Source organism: Pseudomonas putida (assembly GCF_030159595.1).
Lineage (GTDB): Bacteria > Pseudomonadota > Gammaproteobacteria > Pseudomonadales > Pseudomonadaceae > Aquipseudomonas > Aquipseudomonas putida_AC.
Window position 1 is genome coordinate 1 of record NZ_BSKJ01000015.1, and the last position, 17256, is coordinate 17256.

Annotated in this window: 16 protein-coding genes; 13 read left to right on the forward strand and 3 right to left on the reverse strand. The window is 60.8% G+C overall.

Translation table 11 applies throughout. From position 1 onward, the window contains the following. Positions 1 to 149: 149 nt before the first annotated feature. Together QQL85_RS24875 and QQL85_RS24880 are read right to left on the reverse strand one after the other, a co-directional pair. Positions 150 to 1370: a CaiB/BaiF CoA transferase family protein gene (locus QQL85_RS24875; RefSeq protein ID WP_284357130.1), complete on the reverse strand. Its 1221-nt coding sequence runs from the start codon at positions 1368 to 1370 to the stop codon at positions 150 to 152. A gap of 14 nt (positions 1371 to 1384) precedes the next feature. After that, a complete protein-coding gene (locus QQL85_RS24880) occupies positions 1385 to 2566 on the reverse strand; it encodes an acyl-CoA dehydrogenase (protein WP_284357129.1) in 1182 nt (393 codons plus the stop codon). 162 nt (positions 2567 to 2728) lie between these two features. Here QQL85_RS24880 and QQL85_RS24885 point away from each other — a divergent pair, with 162 nt between their 5' ends. From QQL85_RS24885 to QQL85_RS24930, 10 genes are all read left to right on the forward strand, one after another. Further along, entirely contained in the window at positions 2729 to 3628 is a 900-nt protein-coding gene (locus tag QQL85_RS24885; RefSeq protein WP_284357128.1) for a LysR family transcriptional regulator, read from the forward strand. A gap of 437 nt (positions 3629 to 4065) precedes the next feature. Continuing rightward, positions 4066 to 5187 (forward strand): Re/Si-specific NAD(P)(+) transhydrogenase subunit alpha, encoded by a 1122-nt coding sequence (locus QQL85_RS24890; protein WP_284357127.1) that lies wholly within the window; start codon positions 4066 to 4068, stop codon positions 5185 to 5187. A gap of 11 nt (positions 5188 to 5198) precedes the next feature. Then, complete coding sequence (locus tag QQL85_RS24895) at positions 5199 to 5513, forward strand: NAD(P) transhydrogenase subunit alpha (protein WP_016484308.1); 315 nt, start codon at positions 5199 to 5201, stop codon at positions 5511 to 5513. A 2-nt stretch (positions 5514 to 5515) separates the two neighbouring features. Continuing rightward, on the forward strand, positions 5516 to 6952 hold the full coding sequence (locus QQL85_RS24900; protein WP_284357126.1) for an NAD(P)(+) transhydrogenase (Re/Si-specific) subunit beta: 1437 nt from the start codon (positions 5516 to 5518) through the stop codon (positions 6950 to 6952). A 186-nt stretch (positions 6953 to 7138) separates the two neighbouring features. Continuing rightward, entirely contained in the window at positions 7139 to 8632 is a 1494-nt protein-coding gene (locus QQL85_RS24905; protein WP_284357125.1) for an acetyl-CoA hydrolase/transferase family protein, read from the forward strand. Positions 8633 to 9034: 402 nt separating this feature from the next. Then, entirely contained in the window at positions 9035 to 9250 is a 216-nt protein-coding gene (locus QQL85_RS24910) for a DUF1127 domain-containing protein (protein WP_201204204.1), read from the forward strand. A gap of 303 nt (positions 9251 to 9553) precedes the next feature. Next, entirely contained in the window at positions 9554 to 9871 is a 318-nt protein-coding gene (locus QQL85_RS24915; protein WP_284357124.1) for a DUF2388 domain-containing protein, read from the forward strand. An 85-nt stretch (positions 9872 to 9956) separates the two neighbouring features. Next, positions 9957 to 10250: a DUF2388 domain-containing protein gene (locus tag QQL85_RS24920; RefSeq protein WP_284357123.1), complete on the forward strand. Its 294-nt coding sequence runs from the start codon at positions 9957 to 9959 to the stop codon at positions 10248 to 10250. 36 nt (positions 10251 to 10286) lie between these two features. Beyond that, positions 10287 to 10607, forward strand: coding sequence for a DUF2388 domain-containing protein (locus QQL85_RS24925; RefSeq protein WP_284357122.1), 321 nt, complete (start codon positions 10287 to 10289; stop codon positions 10605 to 10607). Next, positions 10604 to 12559, forward strand: a complete 1956-nt coding sequence (locus QQL85_RS24930) for a DUF4105 domain-containing protein (RefSeq protein WP_284357121.1) — start codon at positions 10604 to 10606, stop codon at positions 12557 to 12559. Before QQL85_RS24925 ends, QQL85_RS24930 begins: the two co-directional genes overlap by 4 nt. 16 nt (positions 12560 to 12575) lie before the next feature. Here QQL85_RS24930 and QQL85_RS24935 read toward each other — a convergent pair whose 3' ends face one another. After that, a complete protein-coding gene (locus QQL85_RS24935; protein ID WP_284357120.1) occupies positions 12576 to 12977 on the reverse strand; it encodes a GFA family protein in 402 nt (133 codons plus the stop codon). A gap of 267 nt (positions 12978 to 13244) precedes the next feature. Between QQL85_RS24935 and QQL85_RS24940 the strand changes: the two genes are divergently transcribed. From QQL85_RS24940 to QQL85_RS24950, 3 genes are all read left to right on the forward strand, one after another. Then, the gene (locus QQL85_RS24940) at positions 13245 to 14552 is read left to right on the forward strand and encodes a CitMHS family transporter (protein WP_284357119.1); all 1308 of its coding nucleotides are present in this window, start codon (positions 13245 to 13247) and stop codon (positions 14550 to 14552) included. Positions 14553 to 14623: 71 nt separating this feature from the next. Then, the gene (locus QQL85_RS24945; protein ID WP_284357118.1) at positions 14624 to 15394 is read left to right on the forward strand and encodes a TerC family protein; all 771 of its coding nucleotides are present in this window, start codon (positions 14624 to 14626) and stop codon (positions 15392 to 15394) included. Positions 15395 to 15584: 190 nt separating this feature from the next. After that, the gene (locus QQL85_RS24950; RefSeq protein ID WP_284357117.1) at positions 15585 to 17243 is read left to right on the forward strand and encodes a Na/Pi cotransporter family protein; all 1659 of its coding nucleotides are present in this window, start codon (positions 15585 to 15587) and stop codon (positions 17241 to 17243) included. Positions 17244 to 17256: the final 13 nt, after the last annotated feature.

A 17256-nucleotide genomic window follows, 5' to 3' on the forward strand; every position in this document is an offset into this window, starting at 1 on the left:
TTTGTCGTTCCGATGTCGCTGGAAGTGGGGCGCATTATAAGGGGATTCGAAAGCGCGTCAACCCTTAATTTCAAGAACCTTCAATATCGCCAAAAAGCAAAGCGGGGCGGCCTGACGGCCGCCCCGCTTTTCAGTAGCCACTGGTGCTTCTAGATCACACTGGCATCACGCAAGCGCTGCACCTCACCCACTTCCAACCCCAACACTTCCTCAAGCACCGCCTCAGTGTGCTCGCCCAGCAGCGGTGGCGCCCGTCGATACTCCACCGGCGTCTCCGACAGCCTTATAGGGCTGGCCACCTGTGGCACGCTACCTGCCAGCGGATGAGGAATGCTCACCGCCAACCCACGCGCCTGCACCTGAGGATCCTGGAACATTTGCGCCAGGTCATTGATAGGCCCACACGGCACTCCCGCGGCCTCCAGCTGGCTTACCCACTCCGCCGTGGTCTTGAACACCGTGGCCTGGCGAATCAATGGGATCAACTCGGCCCGGTTGGCCACCCGCTGCTTATTAGTAAGGAAGCGCGGATCGTCCGCCCATTGTGGCTGCCCGGCCACCTCTGCAAACTTGCGGAACTGGCTGTCGTTGCCCACGGTAAGAATGAAGTCGCCATCCGCCGTCGGGAAATCCTGATAAGGCACGATGTTTGGGTGCGCATTACCCAGGCGGCGAGGTGGATTACCCGTGGTCAGGTAATTCATGGCCTGGTTGGCCAGGCAGGCTACCTGCACATCCAGTAACGCCATGTCGATGTGCTGGCCTACCCCTGTCTGCTCCCGATGGGCGAGGGCGGCAAGCATGGCCACCGTGGAGTACAGCCCGGTAAGAATGTCGGTTAGCGCCACACCCACCTTGACCGGCCCCGCACCTTCCTCGCCTTCTGGGCGGCCGGTAAGGCTCATCAGCCCACCCAGCCCCTGGATCATGAAGTCATAGCCCGCACGCTTGGCATACGGCCCGGTCTGGCCGAACCCCGTAATGGAACAATAGATTAGCTGCGGGTTGATCGCCTTCAGGCTCTGGTAGTCCAGCCCATAGGCAGCCAGACCGCCCACCTTGAAGTTCTCGATGACGATATCGGATTTGGCTGCCAGTTCACGCACCAGGCGCTGACCTTCAGGCCGGGTGAAGTCGATGGTCACCGAACGCTTGTTACGGTTGGCCGACAGGTAATAAGCCGCCTCACTGGTATTCTCACCCTCAGCATCCTTCAAGAAGGGCGGCCCCCACGCGCGGGTATCGTCACCACTGCCCGGGCGCTCGACCTTGATCACGTCAGCGCCCAGGTCAGCGAGAATCTGGCCAGACCATGGGCCGGCCAACACGCGCGAAAGGTCCAGCACCCGCAGATGTGATAGCGCGCCCATGGGCTGGCTCCTTATTAATAGAAGGCTTGGATACCGGTCTGCGCACGCCCCAGGATCAGTGCATGCACGTCGTGAGTCCCTTCATAGGTGTTGACCACTTCCAGATTGACCAGATGACGGGCCACACCGAATTCATCGGAGATGCCGTTGCCCCCCAGCATGTCACGCGCCATGCGGGCAATATCCAGCGCCTTGCCGCAGGAGTTGCGCTTCATGATCGAGGTGATCTCCACCGCAGCCGTACCTTCGTCCTTCATGCGCCCCAAGCGCAGGCAGCCTTGCAGTGCCAGGGTGATTTCGGTCTGCATGTCGGCCAGCTTCTTCTGGATCAGCTGATTGGCAGCCAGCGGACGACCGAACTGCTGGCGGTCCAAGGTGTACTGACGCGCGGTGTGCCAGCAGGCTTCGGCGGCACCCAGCGCCCCCCAGGAAATGCCGTAACGGGCGGAGTTGAGGCAAGTGAACGGACCTTTAAGGCCGCGCACATCCGGGAAGATGTTCTCTTCTGGCACGAACACATTGTCCATGACGATCTCACCGGTGATCGAAGCGCGCAGGCCGACTTTGCCATGGATCGCCGGGGCGCTGAGGCCCTGCCAGCCCTTTTCCAGGACAAAACCGCGGATATCACCCGCATCGTCCTTGGCCCAGACCACGAAGACATCAGCGATCGGACTGTTGGTGATCCACATCTTGCTGCCGGTCAGCCGGTAGCCACCGTCGACCTTCCTGGCACGGGTAATCATCGATCCCGGGTCGGAGCCATGATTAGGCTCAGTCAGACCGAAGCAACCGATCCACTCGCCGCTCGCCAGTTTGGGCAGGTACTTCTGCTTCTGTGCTTCGGTACCGAATTCATTGATCGGCACCATCACCAGCGACGACTGCACACTCATCATCGAGCGGTAACCCGAGTCGATGCGCTCGACCTCACGGGCAATCAGGCCATAGCACACATAGTTCAGTCCGCTGCCGCCGTATTGCTCGGGAATAGTGGCACCCAACAGGCCAATTTCCCCCATCTCACGGAAGATCGCCGGGTCAGTCTGCTCGTGACGGAAAGCCTCGAGCACACGCGGGGCCAGCTTGTCCTGGGCGAACTGATAAGCGCTGTCACGCACCATGCGCTCTTCTTCAGTGAGCTGCTGATCGAGCAGCAGCGGGTCGATCCAGTTGAAGCTTGCTTTACCGGCCATGAGCGAAATCCTCGAAATAGGGTGGCAGTTTCTTGTGCCTTTGAGCCTAGGCCTGATCGGCCGCCGGGACAAACGAGGATTGCGCACCAATTAGTGATAATTTGTCACTTCGTAAATCGGCAGAACGCCATATTGACAGCCTTACAAGTGAGGTTGACGTACATGCGTCGCAAGATCCCCAGCACCGCCGCACTGGTTTGCTTCGAAGCGGCGGCGCGCAACGAAAGCTTTACCAAGGCTGCCCAGGAACTCGCCCTGACCCAGGGCGCCGTCTGTCGGCAAATAGGTGGCCTGGAAGCCTTCCTCAATGTGGAGCTGTTTCGCCGCTCGCGCCGCGGTGTGAAGCTGACCGAGGCGGGCCTTTCCTATAGTCGCCAGGTGGCGGCCCAATTGGACGCCGTTGAGCGCGACACCCTGTCGGTAATGCGCCAGCAGGGCGCCAGCGTGATCGAACTGGCGGTGGTACCTACCTTCGGCACCCAATGGCTGCTACCGCGCCTGAAGGACTTCCAGCAGCGCCACCCGGAGGTCACTGTCAACCTCACCAACCGCACACGGCCGTTCCTGTTTGCCGACACTACATTCGATGCAGCTATCTATTTCGGTGATGCCGACTGGTCCGGCACCCAGTCGCACCGGTTGATGGGCGAAAACCCGGTTCCTGTGTGCAGCCCGGCACTGCTGGACGGGCAGGGCATACTTGAAGCATCGCGCATCGCCCAGCTGCCACTGCTGCAGCAAAGCACGCGACCCTACGCCTGGCGGCAATGGTTCGGCAGCCAGGGAATGAATGTGGAACGCGACATGACAGGCCCGCGCTATGAACTATTCTCGATGCTTGCCCAGGCGGCCATGCATGAAATGGGGATCGCGCTAATTCCGCCGTTCCTGATCCAGCGCGAATTGGAGGAGAGTAGGTTGGTGGTCGCTAACAGACATGCCCTCAATAGCGACAAGGCCTACTATCTGATGATTCCAGAGCGCAAGGTAGAGTCGGCCTCGCTACGCGCCTTCCGCGACTGGCTGGTAAACCAGGCCCAGGCCTACACCTCAAAAACCTGAGCAAGTGCGACAACTTGACTCTGTAGTCAATTATTTTAAACACCTACAGATATATGTATTTGTCGCATATGCATAAACTGTTATGCCAGCCGGAAAATGCCCTTTAACCCTGCTAACCACGCGGCTTTGCGGGAAAATTTGCGACATTCGCCTCGCCGTAAGCGAACTGACCGAAATATTTTTGTTTTTTTCTCCTAGTCTGCCAATAGCCCATGTTTGACGGGCTGAAGCCTTATCGATGCGACAAGCGGTCACAGGGTGACTTGTAGTTTTAACTTCGTTTCGCTCCAGAACCGGTTGAAGGGCCCTAGGTTCGTCTGCAAAATGCTTCGCCCGCCTGGGATTCGGCGGGTCGGCGCTCCACAGCCGCCCCAGCTCACCATCCGAAGTGTGCTGGTTCTTATAAAGACAAAAAGGTCACCGCAGGAGAAATAGTCGTGCACATTGGTGTTCCTCTCGAGACGCAGACCGGTGAGACAAGGGTCGCTGCGACCCCGGAAACCATCAAGAAACTGATTGGCCAGGGCCATCAGGTCACCGTCCAACGGGGGGCAGGGCTCAACGCCAGCATTCCGGACAGTGCCTATGAGGCCGTGGGCGCTTCCCTCGGGAGCGCTGCCGATGCCTACGGCGCCCAGTTGGTACTCAAAGTGGTCGCCCCCAACGACCAGGAACTGGCCCTGATCAACAGTGGCAGCCTCCTGGCGGGCATGCTCAACCCCTTCAACAGCGAACTGATTGGCAAGATGGCCGAACGCGGTATTACCGCCTTCGCCCTGGAAGCCGCGCCGCGTACATCACGGGCCCAGAGCCTGGACGTGCTGTCGTCACAGGCCAACATCGCCGGTTACAAGGCCGTGCTGCTGGCTGCTCATCACTACCCACGCTTCATGCCCATGCTGATGACCGCTGCCGGTACCGTTAAGGCCGCGCGTGTGCTGATCCTCGGTGCGGGCGTTGCTGGCCTGCAGGCCATCGCCACGGCCAAGCGCCTGGGTGCGGTGATCGAGGCGTCCGATGTACGCCCGGCAGTGAAGGAGCAGATCGAGTCGTTGGGCGCCAAGTTCCTCGACGTGCCTTACGAGACTGACGAGGAACGCGCGTGCGCCGAAGGCGTTGGCGGATACGCACGTCCGATGCCGGCCAGCTGGATGCAACGCCAGGCCCGGGCCGTGCACGAGCGCGCCAAGCAGGCGGACATCGTCATCACCACCGCACTGATCCCTGGCCGCAAGGCGCCGACCCTGCTCAGCGCCGAGACCGTCGCGCAAATGAAGCCCGGCTCGGTGGTCATCGACCTCGCCGCAGCCCAGGGCGGCAACTGCCCGCTGACTGTCGCTGACCAGGTGGTGCAGGAAAACGGGGTGACCATCGTCGGCCCGACCAACCTGCCGGCGCAGGTGGGTGCCGATGCCTCGGCACTGTACGCACGCAACCTGCTGGACTTCATGAAGCTGCTGTTCGACAAAGACGGCGCACTGGTCATCAACCTCGAAGACGACATCGTCGCGGCCTGCCTCATGTGCCGTGACGGTCAAGTCGTCCGCAAGAACGGCTAAGGAGCACGACAATGGAAGACATGCTGATTTCCCATGGCATCTACAACCTGATCATCTTCGTGCTGGCCATCTATGTGGGTTACCACGTGGTGTGGAACGTCACCCCGGCACTGCACACCCCGTTGATGGCAGTCACCAACGCCATCTCGGCAATCGTCATCGTCGGCGCCATGCTGGCCGCGGCCCTGACCGTGACCCCAGCCGGCAAGCTGATGGGCACCCTTGCCGTGGCCCTGGCCGCAGTCAACGTGTTTGGTGGCTTCCTGGTCACCCGCCGCATGCTTGAGATGTTCAAGAAGAAAGCCAAGAACGAGGGTCAGAAGTAAGCATGAGCATGAATCTGGTAACACTTCTGTACCTGGTCGCCTCGATCTGCTTCATCCAGGCACTCAAGGGCCTGTCGCACCCGACCACTTCACGGCGCGGCAACCTGTACGGCATGATCGGCATGGGGATCGCTATCCTCACAACCGTCGGCCTTATATATAAGCTGGGGGCAGAGCTTGCTACTGCCGGCATCGGCTATGTGCTTGTCGGCCTGCTGGTAGGCGGCACCACCGGTTCGATCATGGCCAAGCGCGTCGAGATGACCAAGATGCCGGAACTGGTCGCCTTCATGCACAGCATGATCGGCCTGGCTGCCGTGTTCATTGCCATCGCTGCAGTGCTGGAGCCGCAGTCGATGGGCATCGTTGCCGCGATCAGCGACCCGATCCCCACCGGTAACCGCCTGGAACTGTTCCTTGGCGCCGCCATCGGTGCCATCACCTTCTCTGGTTCCGTGATTGCCTTCGGCAAGCTGTCGGGCAAGTACAAGTTCCGCCTGTTCCAGGGCGCACCGGTACAGTTCGCCGGCCAGCACAAACTGAACCTGATCCTTGGCCTGACCACCATCGCCCTCGGCCTGCTTTTCACCTTCACCGGCCATTACAGTGCCTTCACCCTGATGCTGGTCCTGGCCTTCATCATGGGCGTGCTGATCATTATCCCGATCGGTGGCGCCGACATGCCGGTGGTGGTGTCGATGCTCAACAGCTACTCGGGCTGGGCAGCGGCCGGTATTGGTTTCTCGCTGAACAACTCGATGCTGATCATTGCCGGTTCGCTGGTCGGTTCGTCCGGTGCGATCCTCTCGTACATCATGTGCAAGGCGATGAACCGTTCGTTCTTCAACGTCATCCTCGGTGGCTTTGGCGGCGATGTTGATGCCGGCGCGGCGCAAGGTTCGAAAGAACAGCGCCCGGTGAAGTCCGGCTCGGCCGACGATGCCACCTTCCTGCTCAGCAACGCAGACAGCGTGATCATCGTGCCGGGCTACGGCTTGGCGGTGGCCCGTGCCCAGCACGCGCTGAAGGAACTGACCGAGAAGCTGACCCACAACGGCGTGACCGTGAAGTATGCGATCCACCCGGTAGCGGGCCGTATGCCTGGGCACATGAACGTGCTGCTGGCCGAGGCCGAAGTGCCGTACGACCAGGTGTTCGAGATGGAAGATATCAACGCCGAGTTTGGCCAGGCCGACGTGGTACTGGTGTTGGGTGCCAACGACGTGGTCAACCCGGCGGCGAAGAACGATCCCAAGTCGCCGATCGCCGGCATGCCGATCCTCGAAGCGTTCAAGGCCAAGACCATCATCGTCAACAAGCGCTCCATGGCCAGCGGCTATGCCGGCCTGGACAACGAATTGTTCTACCTGGACAAGACCATGATGGTGTTCGGTGACGCGAAGAAGGTGATCGAGGACATGGTCAAGGCCGTGGACTGACAATCGCTGCTGAAAACCAGCTGATATAAAGGAAGCCCCGGTCAGAATCTGCCGGGGCTTTTCTTTTATTGATCCGGATCAACGGCTCTACTTCGAGGCTTCTCATACGACCATGGTCGTGGGACGGCAATGGGCGAAATCTCTAGACTGCGCTGCAGTAGTTTCAGTAGCCCGAGATAACAATCCATGTACCGTGATCGTATCCGCTTGTCCTCCCTGCACAGCAAGGTAATGAGTGCGGCTGATGCCGCTGGTCTGATCGAGGACGGCATGACCGTCGGCATGAGCGGTTTCACCCGCGCCGGCGAAGCCAAGGCCGTACCGCATGCACTGGCCGAACGTGCCAAGCAGTCGCCACTGAAAATCAGCCTGATGACCGGCGCCAGCCTGGGCAACGACCTGGACAAGCAACTGACCGAGGCCGGCGTGCTGGCTCGCCGCATGCCGTTCCAGGTCGACAGCACCCTGCGCAAGGCCATCAACGATGGCAAGGTGATGTTCATCGACCAGCACCTGTCGGAAACCGTCGAGCAACTGCGCAACCAGCAGCTCAAGCTGCCGGACATCGCCGTCATCGAAGCCGTGGCCATCACCGAGCAAGGCCACATCGTGCCAACCACGTCGGTAGGCAACTCGGCCAGCTTCGCGATCTTCGCCAAGCAGGTGATTGTCGAGATCAACCTCTCGCACAACCCCAACCTCGAAGGCCTGCACGACATCTATATCCCGACCTACCGCCCGACCCGCACGCCAATCCCGCTGGTCAAGGTCGACGACCGTATCGGCAGCACCGCCATCCCGATCGACCCGGCCAAGATCGTCGGTATCGTCATCAGCGACCAGCCAGACTCGCCATCCACCGTACTGCCGCCGGATGACGAAACCCAGGGCATCGCCGACCACTTGATCAACTTCCTCAAGAAAGAAGTTGAAGCTGGCCGCATGACCAACAAGCTCGGCCCGCTGCAGGCCGGTATCGGCAGCATCGCCAACGCGGTGATGTGCGGCCTGATCGAGTCGCCTTTCGAAGACCTGACCATGTACTCCGAAGTACTGCAGGACTCCACCTTCGACCTGATCGACGCCGGTAAACTCAGCTTCGCTTCGGGCAGCTCGATCACCTTGTCCTCCCGACGCAACGCCGATGTATTCGGTAACCTGGAGCGCTACAAGGACAAGCTGGTACTGCGCCCACAAGAAATCTCCAACCACCCGGAAGTGGTACGTCGCCTGGGCATCATTGGTATCAACACCGCACTGGAGTTCGATATCTACGGCAACGTCAACTCCACCCATGTGTGCGGCACCAGGATGATGAACGGCATCGGTGGCTCGGGTGACTTTGCCCGTAACGCGCACTTGGCGGTGTTCGTGACCAAATCGATTGCCAAAGGCGGCGCAATTTCCAGCGTCGTGCCAATGGTCAGCCATGTCGATCACACCGAGCACGACGTGGACATCCTGGTCACCGAGCAAGGCCTGGCCGACCTGCGTGGCCTGGCACCGCGAGAGCGGGCGCGGGCGATCATCGACAACTGTGTGCACCCAGACTACCGCGCAGCGCTGAACGATTACTTCGATCGCGCCTGCGAACGTGGCGGCCATACCCCGCACATTCTGCGTGAAGCGCTGAGCTGGCACGAAAACCTGGAAGAAACCGGGCGCATGCTGGCTAGCTGATCAATTCGCGATCCGGAACAGCATCCGCTGTTCCGGTCACGCTCTCTGTAGGAGCGGCTTTAGCCGCGAACACCGGCACAGCCGGTGCCATCCTCCGTGTCGCCTGATTCGCGGGCAAGCCCGCTCCCACAACACCTCACAACCATCATTAAAAACTGTTCTACTGTGCTGGTATTTCTGCCAGTCCCTTCCTCGCGAAATCCTCCCTTCAGTCAGAAACGCACCAATGTCGTGCAGACCAGTACAGTTGCGCCTGTTTCGAGTGCAACAGTAGGGTTACACAGTTAACTGAGCCATCGTCTTTCAACTGAACTGTATCTACTGTTATGGACGGCAGAGGAGGATCATTGGCATCAGTTAAATCACTACCTAATCCCGCCATAAGCGGAAGGATGAAGCATCATGGAACGTACCCTCAGTTCCGGTCTGGTTTTTGAAAGCAACGCCCAGCAATCCAACGCCTCGATGCCGCTGCGCGCACTGTCCACCCTGCTGCTGTGGCAGCGCCGCATGGCCAGCCGCCGTCAACTGGCTCGCCTGGATGCCCGCCTGCTGGCTGACGCCGGTATCAGCGAGTCGCAGCGTTACGAAGAGCTGAGCAAGCCTTTCTGGCGCTAAGCACCGGCTTGCCGGCTTCGGCCGGCACCGCGAATTCCCGAACCCGTTGCAGGTGACTGCGACGGGTTTTTTGTTTCCAGGCCGCGTGCTAGAGCTGTTTTCAAGCCGACATGTACAGTTTTTAAAATTCGAAAATATGCAGGTACAGTTTGTTGGCGCGCCGTTCATTAACTTCCACAAACAACGGCGCGTGATACGCTTGGCTTAACAGGCTGTTGAAAGCCGCTGTTAAACGTACCGCGACGAGCTGTATGAGCGTCCGATAAGCAGAACCACCCGACCCTAGTCCAGGAGTCCACCATCATGTCCCGTAAATACCTGATTGGCGCCGCCCTGATGCTGAGCCTGGCCGGCACCGCAAACGCCACCAGCTTCGTTGTCACCACCGACGCCGTCGTTGGCGCGGTAGCCGCGTCCACTGATGCCACTTCCGATATCTCCTCTTCGTTCAAAGACGACAAGATCGTCCAGGCTGCCCGTGACGACGCCGCCAGCTTTGTTGGCAGCCAGGGCGACATCCGCGGTGCCAAACTGGAAAGCGCTTTCCTGCACATCCGCTCGCAAATGCCAGCCCTGCAGGCCAGCGACGCACAACTGGCGCAGGCCATCCTGGCACTCTGACCCTGGGTAAGCCGTTCAGCTGTGCTGGTCAGCAGCACAGCTGCCCCCATTTTTGCCCTCCACGTTTCCAGCCGTTGTAGAGCCCATGCGTTATCTGTTGCCGCTACTGTTTTCCGTTGCAGGTATGGCCAGCGCCCATGCCATGGATACCACGACGCAAGGCCTGGTCATCTCAGGCTATGCCACCAGCCAGGTCACCACTGCACCCTTTGATCGCAAACTGGTTCGTCAGGCCCGCGACGATGCCGCTGCCTTCGTTGCCAGCGACGGCCAGATCCGCGGCGTGCGGCTGGAAGCTGCGCTGGAATCATTACGCCACAATTGCGCGCGACACGCCGTCGCCGACCTGGAACTGGCGCAGGCAATTCTCGTCCAATAACTACATCTGACTCCCTGTATTTTTCGGAGATGCTCCATGCGTAAACCGCTGATTGCCGCTACCCTCGGCATGCTGCTGCTGGCCGACCTGGCCCAGGCACAGACCCTGGTGGCCACCAGCAACATCATCGTGCGTGCCTTTGGCCGCTCGATCGACTTCACCTCGGACACCACCACCTCGATTCGCGACTCCAAAGTGGTGCGCGAAGCCCATGACGACGCTGCCAGCTTCGTCGCCAGCAATGGCGACATTCGCGGTGCCCAGCTTGAGGCCGCCTTCAGCACCCTGCGCGAGCGCGTGGCAGAAGCGCGCGGTGCCAGCGACCAGGTACTGGCTGAAGCCATCCTCGCACTGTGAACCGCGTGCGTGCCTGGCTGCTCGGCTGCGCCCTGACGCTGCCCGGCACACCCGTATTGGCCGACCTGCAGCTTCAGCTGCAGGCGTCCGGCCTCGACCCGCAACAAACTCAAGCCTCCCAGGTCCTGCTCGATGAGGCCCTGGGCAAGTTGCCCCCCCGATTCAAGCAGCAGCTGGACCGCACCGTACGGGTCAGCTGGAGCGACAGCATGGCGGCCGATGCCTATGGCCAGGCGTCGCTGGTATCCACCCTTGAGCTCAACCGCCGCCTGCTGCCCAGCCTCACCGATGGCAGCGCCGCCACGGCCCGCACCAACCGTCCACATGGCACGGTGCGCGAAGAGCTGCTGGCCACCGTGCTGCACGAGCTTACCCATATCTACGACCGCGCCCGCCTGTGGCCCGCTGCCGAACATTCGCTGATTGCCCGCTGCAAGCGCCAGCAAGGCACACTGGGCAAAATCGGCCTGCCCGAAGAATGCCGGGGCCAGGCAGAGCGCCGCTTCACCCTCAGCGACGACCCGCGCCTGCTCGACCTGGCCGGCTGGCAGCAGTATGTGGGCCGCCGTGGCGAGCGTGAGCAGCACAATGGCCAGTTCGTACGCAGCCCCGACAGTTATGAGCTGAGCAGCCCCAAGGAGTACATCGCGGTCAACATGGAGTACTTCCTCCTCGACCCGAGCTATGGATGCCGACGCCCGGCGCTGAACCAGTACCTGCGCGAGCACTTCGGCTGGGCACCCCAACAGGACACCTGCGCCAAGGGCCTGCCGTTCATCAATGCCGGCAGCGACTTCGCTCGCCAGCCGCTGGGTGAGATCGACCCCGAGCGGGTCTATGAAGTGGACTACCTGCTGGCCGAAGCCAACCAGAACCTGGTTAGCCGCTGGGGCCACAGTATGCTGCGCCTGGTGATCTGCAAACCGGGCCGCCCACGCGGGCCGGACTGCCGCCTGGACCTCGACCAGAGCCTGGTGCTGTCGTACCGCGCCTTCGTCAACGATGTGCAACTGTCCAGTTGGGACGGCCTGGTCGGCAACTACCCCTCGCGGCTATTCGTGCTGCCGCTGGGCCAGGTGATCGATGAGTACACCAAGACCGAACTGCGCAGCCTGGCCTCAGTGCCTTTGAGGCTCAGCCGAAGCGAGATCGAAGATCTGGTGCGCCAGGCAGCCGAGATGCACTGGAGCTACGACGGCAACTACTGGTTCCTCTCCAACAACTGTGCGGTGGAGTCGTTGAAACTGCTACGCAGTGGCACCGCCAACCCGCGCCTCAACGACCTGGACAGCATCATGCCCAACGGCTTGCTGGCAGTGCTCAAGGGCAGGGGGCTGGCAGACACCAGCGTGCTTGACGACCCGCGCGAGGCATTACGCCTGGGCTACCGCTTCGATTCCTACCGCGACCGCTACCAGGCAATGTTCGAAGTGCTGAGGAAACAGTTACCGATCGAGCAGGCCCTGGTCGAAGACTGGCTGGCCCTGGACGCCGAACAACGCCGTCCGTGGTTCGCCAAAGCCGACCTGCGCACCAGCGCAGCACTGCTGCTGCTTGAGCAGGCCAGCTTGCGCAGGCAACTGCTGCTGGCCCAGGACGAGGTCAAACAGCGCTACCTGAACGCCGCGGCATTGAAAGATGGCAGCGTCAGCAAGGCCGATGCGACCCTCAAGCAGATGCTCGCCAACAGCGGCTTCCTCAGCCGCCCGGCAGAATTGCTCGATGCCAAGGGGTACGGGCTGCCGCAGCCCGAGGAGCGTAAGCACCTTGAGCAGGTGAGCAGCGAACGTCAGGCACAGTTGTTGCGTTTGAGCACCAGCCTGGACAAAGAGGTGAGGGCGCTGCTGGAGCCTTCACGCGCCAAGGAAATTGCCGCCGTTGAGGCCAATGTGAAGCAAATCGGGGAGCATTTGCGGGCGTTGCATAAAGCTGCGGGTGGCCTACAGCTATGATGTTGTCTGAGCTGGTCTAAAGTTTCTCCTCTGCCTCCGAAGGCAAATCCTCATCCAGGTGCAACCAAGGCAACCGGCTACCCACCCAGATATGCCGGTTGGCCCTGACCCGCTCAGGGTGATCCAGCGTCGCCACCGTCACATCGACCGTTTCCGGGCTGTGCGTGGTCACCAGTGCCACATGTGCCCCGCAATGCCCACAGAAGTACCGACTGCAACTGGCCGGCGCCACATAGCAGTTCGGCTCACCCGCCAGCCACTGAAACCCCGAACGGGGCAGGGTGAGCCAGGTCACTACCAGCCCTCCGCTTACCCGCCGGCAAATTGTACAGTGGCAGTGGGCAATGTCCGTCAGATCACCCACCAATCGGTAACGCAAGGCGCCGCAATGGCAACCTCCTTCGGTTACATCCTGCATCACCTACCTCTCGTCGCCTTTGCTTCAGCGAAAGCTGGCTGAAAGCTTGCCCTCATAGGATAGCCCCCACTACCGGCACAAGACCGGTCAGCCAGGGCACCCGGTATTTACCGCGCCCGGCCCAATCAACAACAACAATGGTGATTCTGATGTATTCCTGCGCCCGCCTTTTCGTAGTCCCCCTCCGCATGCTCCCTGTGCAGCGCCCGACGCGCTGATCCGCCCGAATCGACATTCCTTTCGCCGCGCCACGCCTGGAGTATTGCCATGCTGACCTTCCTCGGCTTTGCCATGGTCATCACCTTCATGTACCTGATCATGACCAAGCGCCTGTCGGCCTTGATCGCGCTGATCCTGGTACCGATCCTGTTTGCCCTGTTCGGCGGTTTCTCCGCCAAGATCGGCCCCATGATGCTCGAAGGCATCAGCAAACTCGCGCCTACCGGCGTGATGCTGATGTTCGCCATCCTGTACTTTGCCCTGATGATCGACTCCGGCCTGTTCGACCCGGCCGTGCGCAAGATCCTCAAGCTGGTCAAGGGCGACCCGCTGAAAGTCTCCGTCGGTACCGCCGTGCTGGCGCTGGTGGTCTCGCTCGACGGTGACGGCGCCACCACCTACATGATCTGCTGCGCCGCCATGCTGCCGATGTACAGTCGTCTGGGCATGAGCCCGCGGATCATGGCCGGCCTGATCATCCTGGCCGGCGGGGTAATGAACATGACCCCGTGGGGTGGCCCGACCGCCCGCGCCGCCAGCGCCCTCCATGTAGACCCATCGGACATTTTCGTACCGATGATCCCGGCCATGCTGTTCGGTGTGCTGGCAATCCTGGCCATTGCCTACATGTACGGCAAACGTGAACGTGCCCGCCTGGGCGAACTGCACCTGCCGACCGACGACATCGACCACAGCGAAATCACCGTTTCCCAGTTCCCTGAAGCGCGCCGGCCCAAGCTGCTGTACTTCAACGGTGCCCTGACTGCCGCACTGATGGTCGCGCTGATCGCCGGTGTGCTGCCGCTGCCCGTGCTGTTCATGATCGCCTTCAGTATCGCCATGATCGTCAACTACCCGTGCCTGCAGCAGCAGAAGGACCGCATCGCCGCCCACGCCGGCAGCGTGCTGGCCGTGACCGGCTTGATCTTTGCCGCCGGCATCTTCACCGGCATCCTGTCGGGTACCGGCATGGTCGATGCCATGTCCAAGAGCCTGCTGGCCGTCATCCCGGAAGCGCTGGGCCCCTACCTGGCGGTAATCACCGCGATCGTGAGCATGCCGTTCACCTTCTTCATGTCCAACGACGCGTTCTACTACGGCGTACTGCCCGTGCTGGCCGAAGCCGCCAGCCACTACGGCATCAGCCCTGTGGAAATGGCCCGTGCATCGATCGTCGGCCAACCGGTACACCTGCTCAGCCCGCTGGTGCCATCGACCTACCTGCTGGTGGCCCTGGCCGGTATCGAATTTGGCGATCATCAGCGCTTCACGCTCAAGTGGGCAGTGCTTGTGTGCCTGTGCATAATGTTCGCCGCGCTGCTGATGGGGATTTTCCCGCTGTTCAGTAGTCTTTAATAAACATGTATTAATCTGACGCGATGCGTCCCGACAGGGGCGCGTCGCCTTTATCGTTCGAAGGAAAACACATGGAATGGCTGACCAGCCCGGAAATCTGGGTTGCCTTTTTCACCCTTACCGCGCTTGAGATCGTCCTCGGTATCGACAACATCATCATGATCTCGATCCTGGTCAGCCGCATGCCCAAGCACATGCAGCCGCGCACCCGGATCTTCGGCCTGGCCCTGGCCATGGTCACCCGCATCATGCTGCTGCTGTCGATTACCTGGGTCATGCGCCTTACCGCCGACCTGTTCGTGGTATTCGGCCAAGGCATCTCCGGGCGCGACCTGATCCTGTTCTTCGGTGGCCTGTTCCTGCTGTGGAAAAGCTCGCAAGAGATCTACCACGGCCTGGAAGGGGAAGATGAGAGCGCGGACGAGCCAAAAGGCGCGGGCGGCAAGTTCTTCTACACCATTATTCAAATTGCCATCATCGACATCGTGTTCTCGCTGGACTCGGTGATCACCGCAGTGGGTATGGTTTCCCATGTACCGGTGATGATCGCTGCCATTGTCGTTGCCGTGCTGGTGATGATGCTGTGCGCCGGCGCCATCAGTAATTTCATCGACAAGCACCCGTCGCTGAAGATGCTTGCGTTGTCGTTCCTGATCGTGGTCGGTACCGTGCTGATCGCCGAAGCGTTCGACGTGCATGTGCCGAAGGGCTACGTCTACTTCGCCATGGCCTTCTCGCTGGCGGTAGAGGCCATCAACATCCGCATGCGCACCGCCTCGGCCCGCAAGGAAGGCAAAGAGCATGACCCGGTGAAACTGCGCAAGGACATTCCAGGTCAATAAGATCAAGAAGTGCAGAAAGGGCCCTCTGAACAGGGCCCTTTTTTATTTCGGTTTCAAACAAATGACAGCCATGCGAAGCTGGCGACAGCTGCGCAAAACAACTAAAGCTTTGAGTGAGCACTGAAAATTCTTCAAACGCTCATGTTTCTTTTCTGGGCCCGCTGGGCCAGTGCAACAGGGGGCCTTCGCCATGCTGACCCTGCTCAACCTGCTCTCGGCCGTGACGCTTCTGGTCTGGGGCACCCATATCGTGCGTACCGGCATCCTCCGCGTTTTCGGCTCGAACCTGCGGCGCATCATCAGCCAGAACATGGACAAGCGCCCGCTGGCGTTCATCGCCGGCATTCTGGTCACCGCCATGGTACAAAGCAGTAACGCCACGGCCATGCTGGTCACGTCCTTCGTTGGCCAGGGCCTGATGGCCATGACGCCAGCCTTGGCAATCATGCTGGGTGCCGATGTGGGTACCGCGCTGATGGCCCGGGTACTCACTTTCGACCTGTCCTGGCTGTCGCCACTGCTGATCTTCCTGGGCGTGATCTTCTTCCTCTCGCGCAAGCAGACGCGGGCTGGCCAACTGGGCCGGGTAGGTATCGGGCTTGGTCTGATCATCCTGGCACTGGAGCTGATCGTGCAGGCAGCTGCGCCGATCACCCACGCCCAAGGCGTGAAAGTGCTGTTTGCTTCACTGACCGGCGACATCATGCTCGACGCCCTGGTCGGCGCCTTGTTCGCCATGGTTTCCTATTCCAGCCTGGCCGCCGTGCTGCTCACCGCGACATTGGCCGGTGCCGAGGTCATCAGCCTGCCGGTGGCCATCGGCCTGGTGGTCGGCGCCAACATCGGCAGTGGCTTGCTGGCCTTTATCAGCACCAGCATGCAGAACACCGCCGGGCGCCGGGTAGCCTTGGGCAGCCTGCTGTACAAACTGATCGGCTTGCTGCTGATCATCCCCGTGCTGCACCCGTTAGTTGAGTGGATGGACTCACTGAGCTTCAGCCCGCAAGAGCTGGTCATCGGCTTCCACCTGCTCTACAACACGCTGCGCTGCCTGCTCATGCTGCCTACGGTCAAACTGATGGGCCGGCTGTGCAACACCCTGCTGCCCGAGCGGGAAAACGGCAATGGACAGATCCGCCCGCGCCACCTCGACGCCTCGGCACTGGAAACGCCCAGCCTGGCCTTGGCCAACGCATGCCGCGAAACCCTGCGCCTGGGCGATATCGTCGACAGCCTGCTCGAAGCCATGCTTGGCGCCCTGCGCGGCACTCAGGCCGCCTTGCCACAGCAGGTCCGCGCCTTGGGTGAGGACGCTGAAGCCTTGTACAGCGCGATCAAGCTATACCTTGCGCAGATGTCGCGCGAAGACCTCAGCGAGCAGGACAACCGCCGCTGGGCCGAGATCATCGAGCTGGCAATCAACCTAAAACTGGCCTGTGATCTGATCGAACGCATGTTGCGCAAGGTCCAGCAGCAGAAAACCAGCCAGCGCCGGGAATTTTCCCAAACGGGCCTCGAAGAGCTGACCGGCTTGCAAGCGCAATTACTGGCCAACCTGCGCCTGGGCCTGTCGGTGTTCCTCAGCGCCGACCCGGAAAGCGCCCGTTTGCTGCTGCGGGAAAAGCGTCGTTTTCGCGCCCAGGAACGCCGCCTGGCGCATGCCCATGTCAGCCGCCTGCAGCGTAAGGTGGTGCAAAGTATCGAGACCAGTTCGCTACACTTAGAGCTGATCGCCGACATGAAGCGGTTGAACTCTTTGTTCTGCAGCAGTGCCTATGTGGTACTGGGCGGCTCGGACACCGGCGGGCTGATGCTCGACAGCGTGCCGGACGAAGCCCGTCTGCCGTGACCACGCCTACCTG